This is a genomic window from Novosphingobium pentaromativorans US6-1 (assembly GCF_000767465.1).
In the GTDB taxonomy this organism is placed as follows: domain Bacteria; phylum Pseudomonadota; class Alphaproteobacteria; order Sphingomonadales; family Sphingomonadaceae; genus Novosphingobium; species Novosphingobium pentaromativorans.
The window spans coordinates 1,368,369-1,389,030 of record NZ_CP009291.1 but is presented as its reverse complement, the minus strand read 5'-3'; the positions used below and the strand labels follow the sequence as shown (position 1 = coordinate 1,389,030).

Annotated in this window: 17 protein-coding genes; 11 read left to right on the top strand and 6 right to left on the bottom strand. The window is 63.6% G+C overall.

Annotated features, from left to right (window positions below):
• Nucleotides 1–64 precede the first annotated feature (64 nt).
• Both JI59_RS06470 and JI59_RS06465 read left to right on the top strand, forming a co-directional pair.
• On the top strand, nt 65–1,312 hold the full coding sequence (locus JI59_RS06470; protein ID WP_007013585.1) for a S8 family serine peptidase: 1,248 nt from the start codon (nt 65–67) through the stop codon (nt 1,310–1,312).
• Nucleotides 1,313–1,449: 137 nt separating this feature from the next.
• Complete coding sequence (locus tag JI59_RS06465; RefSeq protein WP_007013586.1) at nt 1,450–2,289, top strand: hypothetical protein; 840 nt, start codon at nt 1,450–1,452, stop codon at nt 2,287–2,289.
• 112 nt (nt 2,290–2,401) lie between these two features.
• On the opposite strand, the gene JI59_RS06460 is transcribed toward JI59_RS06465, so the two are convergent.
• Nucleotides 2,402–3,766, bottom strand: a complete 1,365-nt coding sequence (locus tag JI59_RS06460; RefSeq protein ID WP_007013588.1) for a hypothetical protein — start codon at nt 3,764–3,766, stop codon at nt 2,402–2,404.
• A gap of 225 nt (nt 3,767–3,991) precedes the next feature.
• Here JI59_RS06460 and JI59_RS06455 point away from each other — a divergent pair, with 225 nt between their 5' ends.
• The 9 genes from JI59_RS06455 to JI59_RS06415 all read left to right on the top strand — a co-directional run bounded on the left by JI59_RS06455 (nt 3,992) and on the right by JI59_RS06415 (nt 14,874).
• Entirely contained in the window at nt 3,992–4,876 is an 885-nt protein-coding gene (locus tag JI59_RS06455; protein ID WP_138921397.1) for a proline dehydrogenase family protein, read from the top strand.
• Between the two features lie 197 nt (nt 4,877–5,073).
• Entirely contained in the window at nt 5,074–6,771 is a 1,698-nt protein-coding gene (locus JI59_RS06450) for a glucosamine inositolphosphorylceramide transferase family protein (protein ID WP_238532554.1), read from the top strand.
• Between the two features lie 4 nt (nt 6,772–6,775).
• Nucleotides 6,776–8,044 (top strand): glycosyltransferase family 4 protein, encoded by a 1,269-nt coding sequence (locus JI59_RS06445; protein WP_007013590.1) that lies wholly within the window; start codon nt 6,776–6,778, stop codon nt 8,042–8,044.
• A 299-nt stretch (nt 8,045–8,343) separates the two neighbouring features.
• A complete protein-coding gene (locus JI59_RS06440) occupies nt 8,344–9,300 on the top strand; it encodes a glycosyltransferase family 2 protein (protein WP_038575670.1) in 957 nt (318 codons plus the stop codon).
• Entirely contained in the window at nt 9,297–10,178 is an 882-nt protein-coding gene (gene rfbF, locus JI59_RS06435; RefSeq protein ID WP_274378217.1) for a glucose-1-phosphate cytidylyltransferase, read from the top strand. The genes JI59_RS06440 and rfbF overlap by 4 nt, the downstream gene beginning before the upstream one ends.
• On the top strand, nt 10,102–11,157 hold the full coding sequence (locus JI59_RS06430) for an NAD-dependent epimerase/dehydratase family protein (RefSeq protein WP_038575668.1): 1,056 nt from the start codon (nt 10,102–10,104) through the stop codon (nt 11,155–11,157). The genes rfbF and JI59_RS06430 overlap by 77 nt, the downstream gene beginning before the upstream one ends.
• A gap of 10 nt (nt 11,158–11,167) precedes the next feature.
• Nucleotides 11,168–12,433, top strand: a complete 1,266-nt coding sequence (locus tag JI59_RS06425) for a class I SAM-dependent methyltransferase (protein ID WP_007013594.1) — start codon at nt 11,168–11,170, stop codon at nt 12,431–12,433.
• Nucleotides 12,430–13,659, top strand: a complete 1,230-nt coding sequence (locus tag JI59_RS06420; protein ID WP_007013595.1) for a class I SAM-dependent methyltransferase — start codon at nt 12,430–12,432, stop codon at nt 13,657–13,659. The genes JI59_RS06425 and JI59_RS06420 overlap by 4 nt, the downstream gene beginning before the upstream one ends.
• Nucleotides 13,660–13,719: 60 nt before the next feature.
• Complete coding sequence (locus JI59_RS06415) at nt 13,720–14,874, top strand: glycosyltransferase family 8 protein (RefSeq protein ID WP_038575665.1); 1,155 nt, start codon at nt 13,720–13,722, stop codon at nt 14,872–14,874.
• Nucleotides 14,875–14,889: 15 nt separating this feature from the next.
• Here JI59_RS06415 and JI59_RS06410 read toward each other — a convergent pair whose 3' ends face one another.
• The 5 genes from JI59_RS06410 to JI59_RS06390 form a co-directional block, all read right to left on the bottom strand.
• Nucleotides 14,890–15,189: a hypothetical protein gene (locus JI59_RS06410; RefSeq protein WP_239000595.1), complete on the bottom strand. Its 300-nt coding sequence runs from the start codon at nt 15,187–15,189 to the stop codon at nt 14,890–14,892.
• 80 nt (nt 15,190–15,269) lie between these two features.
• Nucleotides 15,270–16,781: a lipopolysaccharide biosynthesis protein gene (locus JI59_RS06405; protein ID WP_007013598.1), complete on the bottom strand. Its 1,512-nt coding sequence runs from the start codon at nt 16,779–16,781 to the stop codon at nt 15,270–15,272.
• Between the two features lie 75 nt (nt 16,782–16,856).
• The gene (locus tag JI59_RS06400; RefSeq protein ID WP_007013599.1) at nt 16,857–17,774 is read right to left on the bottom strand and encodes a glycosyltransferase family 2 protein; all 918 of its coding nucleotides are present in this window, start codon (nt 17,772–17,774) and stop codon (nt 16,857–16,859) included.
• 258 nt (nt 17,775–18,032) lie between these two features.
• Nucleotides 18,033–19,121, bottom strand: a complete 1,089-nt coding sequence (locus JI59_RS06395; protein ID WP_007013600.1) for a GNAT family N-acetyltransferase — start codon at nt 19,119–19,121, stop codon at nt 18,033–18,035.
• 64 nt (nt 19,122–19,185) lie between these two features.
• Nucleotides 19,186–20,631, bottom strand: coding sequence for a hypothetical protein (locus JI59_RS06390; protein WP_007013601.1), 1,446 nt, complete (start codon nt 20,629–20,631; stop codon nt 19,186–19,188).
• Nucleotides 20,632–20,662: the final 31 nt, after the last annotated feature.

Sequence of the window (20,662 nt, the reverse complement as noted above, 5' to 3'; positions counted from 1 at the left end):
ATGAAACGGATGGACGGGAACGTTTCATCCCTGAGTGCTATCTTTTTTGTTATCGGACAAGACCATGAAGACCCGGAACCTCAAGCGATGCGCCCTTGTATCGGCCGTGCTCCTGCTGATCGCAGGTCCGGCGCGCGCGCAGCTGGGCCTGCCGTTGCCCGGCAATCCGCTGGGCACCCTGGGGCAGGTGACGCAGGATCTGGGCGATATCGCCCGCGACGCGCTGGAGCCGGTGCGCGATGTGGCGCGAAGTGCCCGCAGCCTCGCGCGAGAACGGGTGCAGCGCCTGACCCGCTTTGCCCGCAGCAACCGGGAGACGGTGGAACTCGACGACACCGGCGCGCCCGCGCGGCGCGGGGAAGTGCTCCTGATCGATCCGGCCGGCGAGGACGTCGCCCGGGCCGAAGGCGCGGGTTATGGAGTGATCGAACAGGGAACTATCGAAGGTCTCGGCCTTGCCTATGCACGGTTGTCGGTGCCGGGCGGCCGCTCGCTGGGCAAGGCGATCCGGTCCCTGCGCAAGCTGCTTCCCGAGCGCGAAATCACGGCTGACCAGATACATTTTCCGTCCGGCAGCGCGTTGAGCGTGGCCGCATCGTCCGCCGCGAGGGCAGACCTGCCACTGGGCGGGACCGTTGGCGTGATCGACGGCGGGATCGCCGGGTCCGACCGGTTGGCCAGCCAGCGCGGGTTTGCCGAAGGGGCGCCCAAGGCCAGCGAACATGCTTCGGCGATCGCCTCGCTCCTTGCCGGTGCCGGAACGGCAAGGCTCTATGGCGCGGACGTCTATGGAGACGACCCGGCTGGCGGCAATGCGCTGGCGATTGCCAAGGCAATCGGCTGGATGCGTCAGAACGCCGTGCCGGTGGTCTCGATCAGCCTGGTCGGCCCGAAAAACCTGCTGCTCGCCAAAGCCATTGCCGCAGCGCGTGCGCACGGCATGGTCGTGGTCGCGGCCGTGGGCAATGACGGCGCCGCGGCGCCCCCGGCCTACCCGGCCAGTTACCCGGGCGTCGTTGCCGTGACCGGGGTCGATGGCAAGGGCCGCGTCCTGATCGAGGCCGGCAAGGCGCTGCATCTCGATTACGCGGCTCCGGGAGCGGACATGTCTGCGCTGGTGCCCGGCCGGGGGCGCATACCCTTGCGCGGGACCTCCTTTGCCGCGCCGCTTGCCGCGGCCCGCATTGCGGCCCGGTATCCGCGCCTCGGCAGCTCCGTAGCGGCGCTCAAAGCGGTCGATTCAGAGGCGGTCGATGGATCGGGCCGGACCGGGCGCGGGGTGCTCTGCGGGGCCTGCCGTAAGGGCGCCTGACCGACAAAGTCAAAAAACTTTCAAAAAAATCGGCCCCCGCGCGGATGAAAGGCAAAGTGCCATCCGTTCCTTCCACCAGAGACCCCCGAGGCAAGGTTCACGCCGAAGGGAAGGAAAGCAAAGGAAGGAGCAAGATCATGAAGAAGCTCACATTCGCAACTGCAATCGCTACCCTGGCACTCGTCGCCCTGCCGGGCGCAGCCAATGCCCAGTTGCTTGGCGGGGGCAGCCTTGGGGGCGGCCTCGGCGGCTCGATCGGCGGAACCCTTGGCGGGAGCGTCGGGAGCGTCGGCAGCACCATTGGCGGCGCCGGTAGCGCCATGGGCGACATCGGGGTTTCGCGCGCCGGCCGCACCGTGACGTCCACCGTCAACGGCTCGGGCGAGGCGTCGGCCTCCAAGTCGGTCACGGCTCCCGATGTTTCCGCGCCGGACGCTTCCGCATTGACCGGCAAGGCCACTAGTGCCGCCGCCAATGCCCGCGACCGCGCCACCGGCCTTGTCGGTACCGCGCGTGATACCGCCGGCAACGCGGTGGGCGGCGCCAAGGGTGCGCTCGGTTCGGCCAGCGGCAACGCCATGGGGTCGGCGACCGGGGCGGCTTCGGGTTCCGCCAATGGCTCGGGCACGAGCGGCTCGGCTTCCGGTTCGGCGAACTCGGCCCTGACCGGTTCTACGGACCTGCCGGTCGGCTCGGCGCCATCGGCTTCGCAGCTGACAGATGCCGCCGGTAGTGCGGTCGGCGCCGTGCGCGATCGGGCCACCGCACTGGGATCGCAGGTTCGTGACGCGGCCGGCAACGCCGCCAGCACGGCTGCCAGCACCCAGGCAAGCGGTAACGGCAGCGGTTCGGCCAATGCTTCGGCCGGTAATGCCAGCTCCAGCGCATCGGGTTCGGGCAGTGGCTCGGCCTCGAAGGAAGGCGCCAGCGGTTCGGCCAGCTTGGGCGTGAACGTCAGCACGACCGACGGCGCCTGAACCGAAACGGGCCTGAAACCCGTCCCCCCGCTCTTTCAGGTCCCGCGGCCCAGCGTCCCGAAGGTCAATCAGACCGCGGGGCGCTGGGCCGCCCGATTCTGCAAGGAGCCTGCTACCCCTTCTGGAGATAGATGAGGATCGGGTAGTTCGGCACCGCAACGCTGATGTTGCGTCCACCCCGAACCTTGATCTTTACGGTCGTATCCTCCAGCGGGTCGAAAGCCACGGCCTTGATCTTCCCGCTGCCGAACCATGTAACCAGATCCACCTGCTTCGTAGGCATCTGGGCCGGACCCGCGTAAGTCTGGTCCCAGCGCCAGAACGGAGCCCGGCTCCACAGCGCAACGATCAGGCTGCCATCTTCGCGCTGGAGCGGAAGTATGCCGATCGATCCGTCCGCCGTCTTCAGCCTGGCCCCGATCGGGCCGTCGTTCCTGTCGGAGCGGGTCTTGACCAGGAACCCGGTCAGGCGGTGAAGCGCCTTTGCCGCCGCCTTGGGCCGATGTTCGAAAGTGAAGAGGCCGAAGTGAAATTCCGGCTCCGTTCCCTTGGGATCGCGCTTCTCGTCCAGCAGTTCATAGATGTAGCTACGCCTGATGCCGCTCTCGGCGCCCTCGAAATAGGCGGTGAGGACCAGCTTGGCCTGGGCGACTTCATCGATGCCGAGCTGCGTGTAGTTGGCCCAGTACGGCTTGCCCTCGGGCCAGCCTTCGGGAAGCGTGAAATTGCCGAATTCGGTATTGGCGCGCGGTGCCTTTGCTGCCTTGCCGGTGTATTTGTCGAACGCGCTTCGAATCGCCGGTCCGGGCTGCTGTGCATTGTTGCTATAGGCATGGACATTCGCCCAGTCCGCCATTCCCGACAGGTCCGAAACCGCTTCTCCGCCCGTGAAATAGAGCACGGGCAGGTGCGAAAGGTCGGCATGCGCCTTGACCTTGGCATAGAGATCGCGCTGCGCGGCGCGCCCCGCTTCGTCCTTGTGTAGGCCGCGATAGCTGACGGGCCAGTTGTTGATCTCGTTGAAGCCCTCGATACTCACGACCGCCCCGGGGGCCTGGGCCATGAGGTTTGCCGCGAAATTGACGTTCCGGTCCATCTGGTCCGCCGTCGCGATCAGGTTGAAGCGCAGGCCTTCGGAGGCGAGGCGGGCATAGTCGGAGAGCGGTACGGTGTCGCCGCCGTCGTGGGTCCGCACGTGGACCAGTCCCAGATAGCGCATGTCGTCGCGAACCCGGTCGAGCTGGGCATAGGCGCCGTCGGTGAAGTTGAGGTGGACATTGACCCCCATGGAGTCGACGAATTGCGCTTCGGTGATTGCGCCTTCGGTCACGTCGGCCTGCTTGTGGCTTGCGCCTTCAAGCGCCGGGCCGTGGCAGGCAATCACCGCCACCAGTGACAGGATCGTGTATCCGAACGGTTTCATCGCAGCGTCGCCGACAGGAAAGGGATGGAGGCGCCTGAAGACCAGGCGGGCCACTGCCTGCAGTTTGCACGCCGCACCGGCGACTGCAAGGCAAGCAGCCGCGCAAGAGTATAGACCGGGCCCCTGCGAACTACTCTTCCGGGTTAAATGCCAATGGACGATACCTGCACCCGCGCATGTCCGACTATTGTCAGGGCATAGGGGAAGTCTCGCGAAGTCACGCCGAAATCCTGAAAGGGTCGTCGTGAAACGATTGAGAAAATGTATTTGCGGGGAACGATGCGCGAAGCTCTCAAGTCCATTCTCGGTCCGGTTCTGAAGCGGGCAACCAGCAAGTACGTGGCCGGCGAAACTCTGGAAGATGCTGCCGAGCTGGCCTTGCGTGCCGGCCAGCAGAACCTGCGCTGCACCTTGTGTTACTGGAACGACGGAACCGAAGACCCCGAAATTGTCGTGCGCGAATATTCGAGGATCCTCTCGCTGGTCGGCGAGGGCCGCATCAATGGCGCGCTCGCCGCCAAACTGCCCGCGCTCAAGGAGCGGGAGGACTTGGTCGAACAAGTCGTCGCGCAGGCCCGCGAGGTCGGTGCTCCGGTCATATTCGATGCCCACGCGCCGCCGCAGACGGACGACACGCTCAAGGCTCTCGAGCGCTATCCGCGCGAGGGTGTCGGCCTTGCCATCCCCGGTCGCTGGAAGCGCAGCCTGCGCGATGCCGACCGCGCTATCGAGCTGGGCGTGCGCGTGCGGGTGGTCAAGGGCGAGTGGATCGATCCCGACCATCCCGGTATCGACTTGCGCGAAGGGTACCTCGGCATCATCAGGCGTCTTGCCGGAAAGGCCGCCTTCGTGGGCGTCGCCACCCACGATGCGCCGCTTGCGCGAGAGGCCATGCGCATCCTTGCCGAGGCGGGAACGCCGTTCGAGCAGGAGTTCGTCTATCCGCTGCCTATCGAGGCTGCCCTGCGCGAAGGCGCGCCTTACGGGGCCGGGGCACGGCTGTACATTCCCTATGGCGAAGCCTGGCTGCCCTATTCGCTCAAGCGCGCGATCAAGAGCCCGAAGACGCTTTACTGGCTGGGCCGTGACCTGATCGGCGGCAGGAACTTCGTGCTGCCGTCGCTGGACCCGGCGCAGATGCCCGCAGCGCCGGTCGCGAACTGACCGGTCCAGTCTCGGGCGAGGGATTCCGAACAATCCGAATGGATTAGCGCTGCTGCCCGTTTCGTGCGCGCAGCCCATTGTAGCTACCGCCTAATAGGGCATGGGAAGCATCGCGGTCGCGACCTATCGTTAGGTATCAGGCGCTGTCGGGGTGGGCCCCGATTGCCTTTCGACGCGCCCCCACACGCAGCCGGTTGATGAGGATGCAAGCTCTGCGCATTGCGATCGTTCTGCCAACGCCCGATCGGCCCGCCGGATGGTGCACGCGTCTGGTGGAGCAGATCGAGGCCGAGCCGCGTTTCGACCTGCGGGCCCTCATCGCCTGTCCTTCGGGCATGGAGCTATCATCGGGTAACGGCCTGATCCGCACATGGTACGCGTTCGAGCGCAGGGTCGTGGGCAAGCTGCAGGGCTCAGACCCTCTCGATGGGGCTGACCGGCCTGGCAAATTCCCGATCGTTGCCAGTGACGATCACCTTGCGATTGTGGGCATGGACCTCGACGTGATCGTCGATCTGTCCGGCCGTGCCGTCGGGATCTTTCCGTCAGAGGCTGCACGGCTGGGGATCTGGTACCCCGATTTCCTGCGGCGCCCTGCCGGGATTACGGCGATGGCCGCGATTCTCGCGCGTGATCCGGTCATAGCGATTTCGCTACTGCGCGGCGCTGCGGACAAGGAGGAGATCACGATCGCGACGGGGCGGCTCAACACCAAGTTCTTGGCCACGCGCAACGAGGACTTCATGCTCGAAAAGGCGGTGCCGCTGATCGTCAACGCCTTGAAGCGGGCGCATCAGTCGCAAGCATCCGAACTGCCTTCCTTGCCCAGGTCCGCAGAGCCGCTGCAGCCGGGAGGATCTGGTCTTTGTACCTATCTGGCTCGTCTTGGGGGTGACGGGGCGGCCAAAGTGGTTGAGAAAGTCGGTGAGAATCTGGGCGCACGCCCGGGCATGTTCTTTCTCAAGTCATACGCCGCAGCGTGGTCCGAGTTCGATCCCGCGAGGGCAACGCCGCATGTCTCGGCGAGGAACAGCTATTTCGCGGATCCCTTCCTGTGGGAGCGGGCGGGGGCGCTGTACTGCTTCTTCGAGGAGTTCGACTACCGCACCGGGCGCGGGCACATCAGCGTGGGGCGCTTCGAGGACGGACAGCTCACCGACATTCAGGTCGCGCTGCGCCGGGATTACCACCTGTCGTTTCCCCATCTCTTCGAGCACGAGGGCGAGCTCTACATGATGCCCGAATGCTGCGAGGTTCGGCGGCTCGAAGTTTGGAAGTGCCGCGCGTTTCCGCATGACTGGGAACTGCACGCCACTGCGCTGGAGGGCGTTGTGGCGGCCGATTCGACGCTGAACCTGATCGACGGCAACTGGTGGCTTTTCACCAATATCTCCGACGACGCTTTTCTCGACATGAACACGCAGTTGCACATCTTCCGCGCCGACGGGCCCGATCTTGCGAAGCTGGAACCCCACGCCCTCAATCCCGTCGTCGTCGACGCGCGTGAGGCCCGCAATGCCGGGCGTATCCTGGATCTGGACGGCAGGCTCTATCGCCCCGCGCAGGACAATTCGCACGGCACGTACGGCTATGGCGTGCGGCTTATGGAAATAGAGGACCTGTCCCTCGACAATTACCGGGAAAGCCTCGCCTATGCGATCGAGCCGGATTTCGAGCCCGGCATAACCGGCTGCCATCACTTCGACGTGCGGGCCGGGCGGGTAGTGATGGACGTGCGCAGGCGCGTCGGCGGCTTTGCTGGCCTTGCGCGCGGCCGTCCGGACTCACGATCCGCGACAGGCGCCGTACCGCGCGTGGGCACGGCCGAGGGCAAGGTGTCTGCGGCGCTCGGCATGCGGTCGGCCCGCTCGCAATATCTCAGGGGGAGCGAATGACTCGATGACTTCGATCGATCAAGTGGTCGTCATCAACGACTTTGCCTCTGCATCGCGCGGAGGCGCAACCGTTATCGCGTTGGAGGCGGTCAGGCTCTATCGCCGGCTGGGATACCCGGTAACCTATATCTGCGGCGATGCGCCGACATCGCGGCTGAGCGACATGGGCGTGGCGCAGGTGACCTTGGGATCGGACGCATTGCTCGACCTCCCGGCGCGCCATGCGCTGATGCAGGGACTGCACAATCCCGCTGCCGAGCGCATGGTTGCCGACTGGATCCGCGACAACGATACCCATGGCACGGTCTATCACCTGAACAACTGGTCGCAGATCCTGTCCCCTTCCATCTTCCGTGCATTGCGCGGGGTGGAAGACCGGCTGATCGTGACCTGCCACGACTTCTTCAACATCTGCCCCAACGGCGGTTTCACGCATTTCCCGAGCGCAACGCCATGCCAGCACCGCTCGCTCTCGGCGCAATGCCTCGCGAGCCAGTGCGACCGGATCAGCAGCGCGCGCAAGTATTGGCGCGCATTGCGGCACATGCGTTTGAACAGTGTCGCGCGTTTTGCCGAAAATCGCGCGACCTTCACTTTCCTGCATGACCGGATGCTGGAGAAATTCGCCAGCAGTGGATTTCGGGCCCCGAACAGGATCGCGATCCCCAATCCCGCGCAGGCCTGGACCGAGGAGCGGGTGGCGGCGGAGCGCAACGAGGGCTTTCTCTTCGTCGGCCGGCTTGGCCACGACAAGGGCGCCGACCTTGCGATCAAGGCGGCGGTTGCTGCCGGACAGAAGATCACCCTGATCGGCAGCGGCCAACTCGGGACCACAGAAGCGCGCAGGAGCAAGTACGCGCGCGTCATCGGCTGGCAGGACCGGGAAGGCATCGCCGAAATAGCCAGGCAATGCCGCGCGATCATCGTACCGAGCAGGGTCACCGAACCTTTCGGGCTCGTGATTCTCGAAGCGGCGATGAGCGGGCTTCCGGTCATTCTGGCATCGCATGCCTACCTTGCCGACGATGCGGTCCGGCTGGGCTTTGCCAGGACCTTCAACATCGATCGCTTCGACAAGCTGGCGAACCTGATGGGAGGGCTGGCGACCGACGACGAACTGGTCGAAAGCATGAGCCGGGCGGGCTTTGCAGATGCCCATTCGCTCTGTCACACGCCCGACAGCTGGATCGGCGCGTTCATCGATATCTTCGAGGAAAAGCTGCAACAGTCAGGGCGCGTGCGCGAACCGGCCCTGCGGCAATCCTTTGCGTGATCGTACGATCTGCCGCAGGGCGCTCCTCGCGGGGCGTTTCCGCAGCTTGCAAAGCGCTGCGCTTGGATTTCTGGGCTGCCGCACGTCTCCAGGTAAATCACGCAATCGCAACGATTTTCCGATCCCTTTGCCCCTTTGGGCTAGGGTTCTGCTCCTTCGGTCTAACCACAGTGCGTGATTCCTGCCCCAGACCGAACATGCCAATATGAGTCGTGAATTGGATGCGATTTCCGGTCCTGAAGTTCAACTTTGCTTGAGGGCGTCGTGTCCGTTTTATTTTATTCCGGTTTGGTGAAAGCATGACTGATAGAGCTGAAAAAGTAACATTATCTCTGCCAGTATTTAATGGTTCAGATTACATAGCCGACGCTATAGAATCTATTCTCGGTCAGACGCTCACCGATTTCAGGTTGTACGTTACAGACAACGCCTCCCACGACGACACACCGGAGATTGTCTCGTCCTACGCCCGCAAGGACAGCCGCGTCGTTCTGGTGAGCAATAAGGAAAACATCGGCGCTGCCGCGAACTACAACTTGGGTTTCACCTACCGGGCCGGGAAGTACTTCAAGTGGTGCGCGCACGACGATCGCCTCAGCCCCAACTATCTCGAAGCCTGCGTGGATGCACTGGAAGCGCGCCCCGACGTAGGTCTGGCTTACGGCAGGACCCTGCAGATCAGCCCCAAGGACGAGATTTTCGAGATTCCGGAATACGAGACGCCCTCGATCGACAATGACGATCCGGCGCAGCGTTTCAGGCAGACGATAGCCCTGTCGAAGACCTGCTTCCCGATCTTCGGGGTGTTTCGGCCCGAGCTGCTGGAGCGTTCGATGCTTCATCGCTCCTATTACGGGTCGGACCGCGCGCTGCTGGCCGAAATGGCAATCCTGGGCAAGTTCCTGCTGGTCGAGGATGCGGTGTTCTACAACCGCGAACACGAAGAACGCTCGATCAACATCGACGACAAGCTGCAGCGCAGTCTCTGGCAGACAGGGCGCAAGAGCCGCAGCGCCGCGGCCGAGCACATCCAGCTGGCGTCCCATCTGTTCCGGATCGCATCGCGGCACGGCGATGTCGTGGCGCCCTACCGGCTCTGGGCGGGCCTGATTCGCCGCAGCCTGACGCCGGTGGAACTGGGCCGTTATTCGCTGGAACTGGCCGGCATGATCTCGCCGAAGATGGCCGCATTCCTCAAGCGCAATTTCGCCGGGCAGATCGGCCCCCGCCAGCTCAAACAGGTGGTGTTCAAATGACTATGCATGATTTCTCCAAGGTGAGAGTAGGCATCCTGGCCGGCGGCTTGGGTTCGCGACTGTCGGAAGAGACCGAAACCCGGCCCAAGCCGATGGTCGAGATCGGCGGCATGCCGATGCTCTGGCACATCATGATGATCTACAGCCACTATGGCTTCAACGACTTCAGCGTTGCGCTGGGCTACAAGGGCGAATTCATCAAGCGCTGGTTCCACGAGCATTTCTCGGTCTCCGGATCGGTCTCGTTGAGCACGCGGACTGGTGAACTGGTGCGCCATTCGCCCGACTGCGCACCCAACTGGAACGTCGACCTCGTTGAAACCGGCATGAAGGCCGGCACCGGCGGACGCATCAAGAAGCTGGCGCCCTGGCTGGGCGACAACACGATGATGGTCACCTGGGGCGACGGCGTGGCGGACATCGATATTCCCAAGCTGCTGGCGTTCCACAAGTCGCACGGCAAGCTCGCCACGCTGACCGCGGTCCGCCCGCCGGCACGCTACGGCCACCTCGAATTCGACGGCGACAGGATCACCTGCTTTGCCGAGAAGCCGCAGCTTGGCGAAGGCTGGATCAACGGCGCGTTCTTCGTGCTGGAGCCGGGCGTGATGGATTACATCGACAGCGAGGAGGAGATGTTCGAGCAGAACCCGCTCTCCCGTCTGGCGCAGGACGGCCAGCTCATGGCCTACCGCCACACCTCGTTCTGGCAGTGCATGGATACCATGCGTGAAAAGCAGATTCTCAACGATTACTGGATGTCGGGCCAGGCGCCCTGGAAACTCTGGAGGGATACGGTTCATGAAAGTCCTGCTGACTGGGCATCTGGGGTACATCGGGACAGTGCTGGCTCCCCGCTTGCTAGAGCGAGCGCATGAAGTAGTCGGTCTCGACAGCGATCTCTTCGCCGAGTGCACCTTTTCAGGTGCGATTCCGAACATCGCCTCGATCGGTCAGGACGTTCGCAGCTTCGTTCTCGAACCCGATGCCATCGACCGGCTGCGCGGTTTCGACGCGGTCATTCACCTGGCCGGATTGTCGAACGATCCGCTTGGCGACTATCGCCCCGGACTGACGCAGGAAATCAATACCGGGGCCTCGGTGGACCTCGCACGCCTTGCCAAGGCGGCAGGAGTTTCGCGCTTCGTCTATGCCTCGTCCTGTTCCAATTACGGGGCCTCGGACGACAATTTCATCACCGAGGACGGCGCGCTAAATCCGGTAACGCCCTATGGCGTGTCGAAGGTGGAATCGGAGAAGGGGATCCTCGCTCTTGCCGACGAAACCTTCAGCCCCACCTTCCTGCGCGCTTCGACGGCCTATGGGCTCTCGCCCAGGTTGCGTTTCGACCTCGTGGTCAACAACCTGACGGCGTGGGCGACGACGACCGGCGACGTCCATCTCAAGAGCGACGGATCGCCGTGGCGGCCCATCGTCCATGTAGAGGACATTGCTCTCGCCTACATCGCCTCGGTCGAAGCCCCGCGCGAAGACGTCCACTGCGAGGTGTTCAACGTCGGGCAGACGAGCGAGAACTACCAGATCCGCGAGATTGCCGAGATTGTGCGCGATGTCGTGCCGGGATCGAAAATCGCCTTTGCCGACGATGCCAGCCCGGACCTGCGCAATTACCGCGTGGACTGTAACTACATCGCGCGCCGGCTCCACGCCTTCAAGCCGCAATGGACCTGCCGGCGCGGCGTCGAGCAGCTGTTCGCGGCCTTCACGTCCAGCGGGCTGAACGTCGAGCAGTTCGAAGGGCCGCGCTTCAAGCGCATCGCGCACATCCAGCAGCGTATCCGTGAAGGGTCGCTCAACGAAGACCTCTTCCCGGTCCAACAGTTTGCCGTAGCCTGAGGGGGACTACATGAACCAGATTCTCCTGCATCAACCCGGCGTTGCATCGCAGACCGAAACCGCCTGCCGCTGCTGCGGCGGCCAGTCGCTCCATCCGTTTCTCGACCTCGGCTTCACGCCGCTGGCCGACCGGCTGATCCGGCCCGAGGATGGCGATACGCCCGAGCTGACCTTCCCGCTCGTGGTCGCGTTCTGCCCCGATTGTGCGCTGGTCCAGATCCTGGAGACGGTCGCGCCCGAAATCCTTTTCGCAGACGCCTATCCCTACTACTCGTCCTTCTCGCCGGCGCTGCTCGAGCACTCGCGCGCGAACGTCCTGCAGCGGCTGGACGAGAGGGAACTCGGTCCATCGAGCCTGGTCGTGGAACTGGCCAGCAATGACGGCTACCTGCTCAAGAACTATGTCGAGCACGGCGTGCCGGTCTGCGGCATCGATCCGGCCGACGGTCCCGCCGCCGCCGCCCGCAAGGTGGGCGTTCCAACGCTCTGCGACTTCTTCACCGAGGAATTCGCAAGCAAGTTCGTGGGCGAGCACGGCAAGGCCGACATCGTCCACGCCAACAACGTGCTGGCCCACGTGGCGGATACCAACGGCTTTGTCGCCGGCATCCGCAACCTGCTCAAGCCCAATGGCGTGGCCGTGATCGAGATGCCCTATCTGCTGCGACTGATCGAGCATGTCGAATTCGACACGATCTATCACGAACACTTGTGCTATTTCTCGGTCACGGCGCTGGACAACCTGTTCCGGCGGCACGGGCTGTTCCTCAACCGGGTCGAGGAACTGGCGATCCACGGCGGCTCGCTGCGCATCTTCGTCGAACCCTTCGAGGCTACCGGCGAGAGCGTCGAAAAGCTCATGGCCCACGAAAAGGCCATCGGGCTCGATACGCTGGACTTTTTCGCCGAGTTTTCGGCGCGGGTGGATACCCTCAAGGAAAAGCTGCTCGGCCTCGTCTACAAGTTGAAAGGTGAAGGCCGCTCGATCGCCGCCTACGGCGCGGCGGCCAAGGGCGCGACGATGCTCAATTACTGCGGCCTCGACACCCGTCAGCTCGATTTCGTGGTGGACCGCAACGTGAACAAGCAGGGCATGCTGATGCCCGGCGCGCACCTGCCCATTCTGGCGCCCGAGGAACTGGTCGCCCGCAAGCCCGATTTCGTGCTCATGCTGGCCTGGAATTTCGCGGACGAGATCCTGGCCCAGCAGCAGGAATACCGCAATGCCGGCGGCCGCTTCATTGTCCCCGTCCCCGAACCGAGGATTGTCGAATGAACCTGGTCGATCCAGCCCTTTCGGCGCGGACCCAAGACGCGCTCACGCGTGAAGGGACGCCGGTGGCCTGCCCCAGTTGCGCAGCGGCTCAGACGCAGCTGTTTTACAAGGTGGAGAACGTCCCGACGAACTCCTGCATCCTGTTCGCAACGCGCGAGGAAGCGCTTGGGTGTCTGCGCGGTGAAGTTGCGCTGCATTTCTGCAGCGACTGCGGCTTCATATTCAATGCGAGCTTCGACCAGTTCCTAACCGAATACTCGGGACGCTACGAGGAGACGCAAGGGTTCTCTCCGACGTTTTCGCGCTTCCACCGCAATCTTGCGGCGGAACTGATCGAGCGGCACGGCTTGCGTGGGCGCGAGGTCATGGAGATCGGCTGCGGCAAGGGCGAATTCCTCGTCCTGCTCTCGCAACTGGGGGAAAATACCGGCGTCGGAGTCGATCCCGGCGCGCTGCCGGAACGGCTTGAAGGCGTCGAGGGCGCCGAGCGGGTGACCTTGATCCCGGAATACTTCCGACCCGATCACTGCGCCAGCGAGCCGGACTTCCTGTGCTGCAAGATGACCCTGGAGCACATCCCGGACACGGCGAGCTTCATTTCGACGATCCGGGCCGGACTGACCGAGGACAAGGGCACCGTCGTCTTCTTCCAGGTGCCCGAGACCTACCGCATCCTGGAGCATTGCGCGTTCGAGGACATTTATCACGAGCATTGCTCGTACTTCACCGAGACTTCGCTGCGCCGCCTGTTCGAGGACTGCGACTTCGCGGTTTCGCGTACTGCCATCGAATACGACGACCAGTACCTGACGATCGAGGCCACGGCTTCGGGCAAGCAGGAAGGCGATGACGGATCCTCGCTGGCGGACCTCGCGCAACTTGTCGCCAGCTTCCCCGAGCGGGTGGCGGCCCACAAGGCGCACTGGCGCGACAGGGTCAAGGCCGCCGCGGCGGAAGGCAAGTCGGTGGTGCTGTGGGGGTCGGGCTCCAAGGCGGTGTCGTTCCTGACCTCGCTCGATCTCGATGAGGAAGTGACCTGCGTCACGGACATCAATCCCAACCGTCACGGTCACTTCATGCCCGGCACCGGTCATCCGATCGTCGCGCCGGAGGAACTGGCCGAGATCAAGCCGGGCCTGATCGTGATCATGAACAGGATCTACAAGGACGAAATCGAGGACTACGTCAGCAGCCTCGGCATATCGTGCGAGGTGACTTTCCTCTGAAAATCCGTATTCGGCGCGCCGGTTCGTGCGTCTCAGGTTCAAGTCGTGGAAATTGGCATTATGAAGACTTCAATTACAACGGCCTCCGATCGCGGGTATCTGCCCGCGGCTTGTTGCCAATTGAAGTCGGTAGTGGACCATCTTCCGCCGGGGTGTGACGTCGAGCTCAATCTGGTGTGCTGCGACGTCGACGAGGCGGAACTCGAGGCCGCGCGCAAGTTCTTCGCGGCGAGACAGATGATGGTGCGGATCTTCGCATCGAAAGAGGTCGAGCAGGCGATCCGGCCGATCAATACCCGTTGGCCGCGTGCCGCCTATTTGCGCCTGTATTTCGACCGGATCTTCGGTTCGGACATCGAACGACTGATCTATTTCGATGCGGACACGCGGATCATGACTTCGCTCGCTCCGCTGCTGTCGCTCGATCTCAAGGGCAGGATCGCCGGCGCTGTGCACGATTTCGTCTATTACCTGACCGGCAATATTCGCCGTCGGCGCAAGGACCTGTTCCTTGCCGACGATGCGCCTTACCTGCAGTCCGGCGTCATGGTCTTCGACTGGCCGCGCATGCTGTCGGAAGGGGTGCTTGACCGGGCCCGCCAGTTCCTCGTCGATCACCCGGAAAGCTGCCAGGAAGCCCCGGACCAGGATGCGCTCAACTTTGCGCTGGAGGGGCAGTGGCTGCCCCTCGATCCGCGCTGGAACCTGCACGAGACCTATCTGGAGTTCGGCGGTGCGCTGACACCCAATCTGGAACACTACACCTCGACCAAGCCGTGGTCGAAGCGGCGGCCCGCGCGCTGGCAGGATGCGGCGCGCTGGTACCGCAGCGAGCTGGCGGACACGGTCTGGGCCGATTTCATTCCCGAACAGTCGAGCGTCGACAGGCTCAATGCCCGGATCGACTTTCTCAAGTTCCGCTACAATCCGAAGATCCGCGATGCCCTTGCGGTCCATGCGCCTTTCGTCCTCGATGCGCTGCACGTGCCGCGCCAGCGGACCGACGAAGAGGAACTGCCCTGGGCGCCGCGCAACAGCAAGGACGTTGAGGACATGGCGATGGCTCTCGTCGCCGAAGCGCGGGGCGAGCGTGGAGAGATCCGTCCGCCCGAAGCGGTTCTCGATGGATACGGCAGCGGTTCGCCGATCGGTCTGAACGGCTTCCATGCACGGCCCAATACGCCATCGCCTTCCGGTGCTGCTTATTCCCGGTAATCCGGCCAAGCGCGCCTAGAGGAGAATCTCGGCCCAACGTGACAGCGGGGGCGGGCCTTCGATCAGCCACTTGATGGCGACGATGCCAATGGTTGCGGAAACGCCGCTCACAAGAATTGCGAACTTGCCCGAGCGCACTTTCAGCGTCCTGTGGACGATGATCTGAAAGGTGATGGCGATGATCCAGAAGGCGGCGATCTGCAACCGGCTCTCGATGTGTCGCAGGTGCAGGCGCGTGAACATGCCCGCGATCAGAAAGCCGAACGAGGAAGCGAGCAGCAGGCAGAAATAGTTGGCTCGGGTCAGACGTCGCAAGGTTGCCTCAATCATCCACGGTTCGCGCGCATTGGCGCACCGTACCTGAATTCGTCATGTACATCGGCGCGTCCCCGTCCTCAGGGGACGACCGGCCCGGAATTCGGTTGCGCGGTGGGCATCTGCCAGACGGCCGCGCCCGGGCGCCGGACGAGCTGAACGATTTCGCGCACGGGGCCGTCCGGGCGGCCCATCACCAGCCAGCTGGCTGCCACCGCGACGACATAGACTGCGCCGCCGGCGCAGACCTCGATGGCCAGCTGGACGAGGTTGCTGGCCTGCAGCGGCGAAAGCGCGCCATGCACGAAGTATGTGCCGACAGCCATGGCCCCGAGCCCCACGAGAGTGACCGAATGGGATGCGGCCTGCGCGGCGACGGTCACGCCGGTCAGCATCCGGGCGACGATCAGTTCGAAGACCATCGAGATGAACTCGCACACGCATCGGCCGAGCGCCGCGCCGATCATGCCGCCAAGCAGGAAGCCGATCACCACCAGGGGAACCTTTAGCACCAGGACGAGGGCCTGCTGCACGAACAGGATCTTCGTCCTGCCGAGCGCCATGGCCACCGGCTGCAGACCGGTGCTGAACAGGCTGATTGTGTAGAAGACCGCACTGATCTGCACGAACGGTACTGCCGCGATCCATTGCGGCCCCAGTGCCACTTTTACTGCCGGTTCCGCCACGAGTGCGAGGCCGATGCCGAGCGGTGCGGTGATCATGGCCAGGGTGGACTGTGCGCGCAGGCAGGCATTGCGCAGCCGGTTGAGGTCTCCGTTGAGGTTGGCGAGGCCCGGAAACAGCGCCATGCGGATCGGCTGGACCATCTCGCGCGCGGGCACGACGGCAAGACTGTCCGCCATGGCATAGATGCCCAATTGCGCCCTCGGGACCAGCGCGCCGATGATCAGCTGGTCGACCCGCCAGTTGAGCGTTTCGCAAAGCTGCTTGAAGAACATCCAGCCCGAGAAGGACCAGATCTCCCGAAGGTGAACCAGCGAGAATCGAGGGCGATAGGGCACCAGCGCGTAAGTGAGGACAGTGGCGACGAGGGCGCCGATAGCATTGCCCGCGATGATCGCCCAATAGGACTGGAGCAGGATGGCGAGGACAATGGCCACGCCCAGGCTCATCAGCTTGAGACTGAGCTGCGAAATGGCGAGGGGCCAGAAACGCATTTCCTTGGTGACGACGGTCACCATCGGGTTCTGGAGGCCCATCAGGGCGCCGGTCAGTCCGGAGACCAGCAGGACCGGGATCAGGCCCGGAACCGAATAGACGAGCGACAACGGCCAGGCGAGCAGCACGAAGAAGACGCAAAGGGCAAGCGATCGCAGCAGCGCCATCGTCCATGCCGTGTCGACATGGCTCGCATCGATCTTGTCCTTGCGGATCAGGGCATTCGACAAGGAGAGTTCGGTGCATGACTGGACGACGCTGAGCACCGAGCTGGCGATGGCGACGATGCCGAAGTCTTCGGGCGTCAGCAGATGCGCCAGCACGACAAGGGCGACCGCGCCCAGCAGGTTGCCGGTCAGGCGCGCGCTGCCGAGCGAGATAACCCCGTGCATCATGCCGAGCCTGAGGTTCATGGTCCTATCCCGACTGCCGGGTTGCGCGTGCCCGGCGTGAAAGTGGTGCGGGTCCCGCCGCGATCACGCGAGTCTTCAAAGTGAGACGATCTTGCGCGGATCCAGCTTTCCGCGCAGGAAATCGGCAATCGCCAGCAGGTTGCCGGCCAACCGGCCGCGCCGGTCGATGTGCGGTTCGGGAGAGATGCTGTGCACCAGGTTGGCCGAGATGTTCTTCAGCAGCTGGCGCCAGCCGATATCGGGCTGCATCGTTCCCTTGCGATAGAGGTAGATCACGTTGGCGACCTGCGAATAGCCCAGGCGCTTGCCCGGCTGCCTTCCGCCACGGTCGCCGAGGTGAATGCCGGTGATCTCCGGGCCGGAAATCAGCTTGCCGCGCTTGCCGAGTTGATACGTCAGGTCGACGTCTTCCAGCCAGCCGTAGAGCGGCAGGTTTTCGTCGAAGCGCAAGTCGCCCAGCACGTCGAGACGCATCACCATGTTGCAGCCATAAAGCGCCTGTCGCGGTAGATGCTCCGTCTGCGGTGGGCGCTCACCATCGATTTCGAGGCGGCGCACTGCCACGTCGAAGGGAATGGGCTCGTGCGAGACGCCGTCGTCAACCAGCATCCCGGTCAACCCGGCAATTTCCGGATCGGCGACCATGAGGGCTTCGGTCGCAGCGAGGTAATCGTTGGCCGGAACGAAATCGTCATCGAAGAAGATCACGACGTCTGCTTCGTCCTTGACCATCTCGATGCCGGAATTGCGCTGGCAGCACGTGCCGCGGGGACCGACAATCACCCGCGTGTTCGCTGAGACATTGTCGAGACCGGCTATGTCCGCAGGACAAGTGCCGATGACGACGATACCGTCCGCTGGTCGGGTCTGGTTTTCGAGGTGCTTGAGCAACTTGCGCACGGAATCGGGCCGGCCATAAGTGGCGATGATGACATGAATCCGAAGCGGGGAGCTGCAATTCTGTCTAGCGATGTTGAGGTTGGCAGCTGTCATAAACCTACGTCACCATTACAATTTATGCCGATCGGCTGGCTTGAGGGTACCCGGTATTCGGTCTTCGCGGTCCTTCAAATGCCGATCCTTTTGCGCTTGTGGTTCGCTAAACTCTTGCCGATTTCAGGCACTTGAGCGACCTCGTAATCGCGGTAACCCGCCTTAGTCACGGTCCGGGCGGGCCGTGCGAAGGGTGAATAATTCGGCCTACCCCGAAATCGGCCGGTGAATATGGACATTGCCTCATCGGCTGGTCTCCTATCCGACCTTTTCGGGCAGCGTGACACCTGAAATCAACCGGGCGACGGCGCGGCGCGGGACGGTGCGGTACTGGCCCAGCGGTAGTCGTTCGGCGAGACCCACCAGTGCCTGCGTGCCCTGGCGCAGGGAGGCTGCCATGCTGCGGGCCCGGCAGATCGATCCCTCGCACAAGTCGACCCGGTGGTCGGCGAAGTGGAGCTTGAAGTCCTCGTCGCCCTTGCCGAAGTCGATCAGGGTCACGCCGTGTTCGTTGGCCGTCATCGCGCACTGGTTGATGAGGTTGATCCCCGGACCCAGCTTGTAGAGCGCAAGGTCGTAAGACGGGAACCACCAGTGCAGCACGCCTTTTGCACGGATGCCGAAGTGGGCGGCGATCAGGCGGTCGCCTGCGTGCAGTGTGCTCATGACGCCGGCGAAGTCGGGCTCGTCTACGGTCCTGAGCCTGTCGAGGACATCGCCGACCCAGCCGCTGCCCAGCATGGCCCTGAGACCCATGCGTGCGTACTGGGCGTTCTTCATCTCGACATGCCGTTCGTGAACGGCCTCGGAAGGATCGTGGAAGGCGAAGCGCAGCGGGCCGATCTCCGTCTCGGTCTTGCGTTGGCGGCGGCGGACTTCGCGCTGCGCCTTGGTCCAGCGCGAATCCTTGCGTGCGACGTAGGCATCGTAGCCATCCGAGAGATCCATGCGCGGCGAGTAGGAGAACGTATGTGCACCTTCGGCCAGCGTCGAGAAGGCGGCCGGAAGGTGGTTGTAGTCGTAGGCGGAAAGGCCCGCGGCGCGCAGAAGGGCCGGGGCGGTGACGGCTACCCCGTGTGCCAGGATGGGGCCGTGATAGTCGTTGATGTGCCCGCCGATCGGTTTGCTGACATCACCGCGTGTCAGGTGGAAGGGGAAGAAGCCCACGACATCGCCGCCTCGTTCCAGAACCGCAACGCGCGCGTCCGGCCGGGCTGCGGCCACTGCCCGGGAGAACTGAGGCCGGTAGAATGGGCTCTGGTACAGCGGATTGGTATCGCAGATCTGGCTCCAGCGGCCGATCAGATCGCGGTCGAGCTGTGCGAGCCTGAGAACGTGCCCCTTCATGCCGTGACTTCCCGTGCTGGTTTGGAATGTCGGATCCTGCAGTGGGCGAGGAGGTGGTCGGTGGTCATGCCTGGTCGATGGCCGTGCGGCTGCGCTCGCCGGTCCTTGTATTGACGGGATTGTGCGTGGCGTCCGCTGCGTCGCGGACTGGCCGCAGGGCAAGGGCGGCTCCGGAGAGGATCGAGAAGATCGCCACCGGATTGGCGAGCGGTGAGGCAATTGCTGCCGGAATGAGGCTGAATACCGCCGCACTGGCGAAGGCACCGCCCAGCGTCTGAGATGAATCGGCGCCGATGCCCCAGCTTGAGCGGCGCGAGGGCTGGAAGATCGCCAGCAGGTACATGACGAAGGAGACGATGCCGATAACCCCCATGGCGCCGACGATTGCTGTGAGCATGCTCGAGGAACGGAAGCTGCCCGGGCCGATGCCAAGTCCGTAGGAATCGATCAGGCCATGGATCCCCTGCATGGCCCAGAACAGGCGCTGCTGACCGGAGTCGGTCGACGATTTCGCGACCGTCATCTCCAGCACGAGATCCCAGATCGCGGTTGCTACCTCGGGGAACAGCGCCACGAGGATCGCGATCAGGACTACGATCATGAATCCGACAAGGGCGAGGCGCTGGATCTTTCCCTGCGGCGCAAGGTTGGGGAAGGCAAGGGTGCGTCCGAGAAAGATCAGGGCATAGCCTGCAAGCGCGACGTAGGCCGTCGAGGAGGTGCTGATGACCAGCATCACCGTCAGGATTGTCGCCAGCAGTCCCGTTTGCCGCGTTCGGATCGAGCGGTACCAAAGCTCGGCATTGACCACGAGGGCGATGAAGCACGAGCCGGCATAGGACGATGCTTCCGGCAGGAGGCCGCGGATCCGCACGAAGCCGTCCACTTCCACGTTCATCTGCACATAGTCGCCGTTGCGGAAGATCGCGAGGACGTCCTCCAGCGGCGTTCCGCGCGCGGCGATATCGAGCAGGCCGGTAACGATGAAGAACCAGCCGCTCCAGATCGCGGTGTCGATGAGGACCTTCTTCGATCCACGTGCCTGGCAGAAGATGTAGGCGGCAATGGCCAGCAGCAGCGTCCCGACAAGGTAAGTGGCTGCCGTGAGGTTCTGGGAGGTGGGGCCCAGCGGAATGACGTCGAACAGGCCCGAGCCGGGTATCGGGCGCATCGGGTACACCTCGATTGCACCGCCGAACAGGCGCGGGCCGATGTACGAGTTGGCGATGCCGTAGAAACAGAACAGCACGAGCCAGGCATTCGCGCGCACGGCATCGGGAAAGTAACCGTAGAGGCCACCCTTCGGCGCGAAGATGCGCAGGTAGACAAAGAGCAGGGCGAACTGGACGGGCGGGATCGAGGAGCCGCCGAGTGAGGGCAGCAGGATCGCCGCCGATCCGTCGAACAGACCGCTGATAATAAGGAAAATGAAAGCGCTGCCGGGGCCGCCGAAAAGCACGATCGCTCCGCCGACCACTATCTGGATCAATCCGATGAAGGTGAGTTCCAAAGATAGTTCCCCATGATCCCGCGTCGTTCAG

Excerpts from the sequence above, each read along its gene's own strand:
- JI59_RS06400 (WP_007013599.1), bottom strand. The coding sequence starts at position 17,774 with ATGACAGCTGCCAACCTCAACATCGCTAGACAGAATTGCAGCTCCCCG.
- JI59_RS06430 (WP_038575668.1), top strand. The coding sequence starts at position 10,102 with ATGAAAGTCCTGCTGACTGGGCATCTGGGGTACATCGGGACAGTGCTG.
- JI59_RS06425 (WP_007013594.1), top strand. The coding sequence starts at position 11,168 with ATGAACCAGATTCTCCTGCATCAACCCGGCGTTGCATCGCAGACCGAA.
- JI59_RS06470 (WP_007013585.1), top strand. The coding sequence starts at position 65 with ATGAAGACCCGGAACCTCAAGCGATGCGCCCTTGTATCGGCCGTGCTC.
- JI59_RS06465 (WP_007013586.1), top strand. The coding sequence starts at position 1,450 with ATGAAGAAGCTCACATTCGCAACTGCAATCGCTACCCTGGCACTCGTC.
- JI59_RS06405 (WP_007013598.1), bottom strand. The coding sequence starts at position 16,781 with ATGAACCTCAGGCTCGGCATGATGCACGGGGTTATCTCGCTCGGCAGC.
- JI59_RS06440 (WP_038575670.1), top strand. The coding sequence starts at position 8,344 with ATGACTGATAGAGCTGAAAAAGTAACATTATCTCTGCCAGTATTTAAT.
- rfbF (WP_274378217.1), top strand. The coding sequence starts at position 9,297 with ATGACTATGCATGATTTCTCCAAGGTGAGAGTAGGCATCCTGGCCGGC.
- JI59_RS06455 (WP_138921397.1), top strand. The coding sequence starts at position 3,992 with ATGCGCGAAGCTCTCAAGTCCATTCTCGGTCCGGTTCTGAAGCGGGCA.
- JI59_RS06450 (WP_238532554.1), top strand. The coding sequence starts at position 5,074 with ATGAGGATGCAAGCTCTGCGCATTGCGATCGTTCTGCCAACGCCCGAT.
- JI59_RS06395 (WP_007013600.1), bottom strand. The coding sequence starts at position 19,121 with ATGAAGGGGCACGTTCTCAGGCTCGCACAGCTCGACCGCGATCTGATC.
- JI59_RS06415 (WP_038575665.1), top strand. The coding sequence starts at position 13,720 with ATGAAGACTTCAATTACAACGGCCTCCGATCGCGGGTATCTGCCCGCG.
- JI59_RS06445 (WP_007013590.1), top strand. The coding sequence starts at position 6,776 with ATGACTTCGATCGATCAAGTGGTCGTCATCAACGACTTTGCCTCTGCA.
- JI59_RS06420 (WP_007013595.1), top strand. The coding sequence starts at position 12,430 with ATGAACCTGGTCGATCCAGCCCTTTCGGCGCGGACCCAAGACGCGCTC.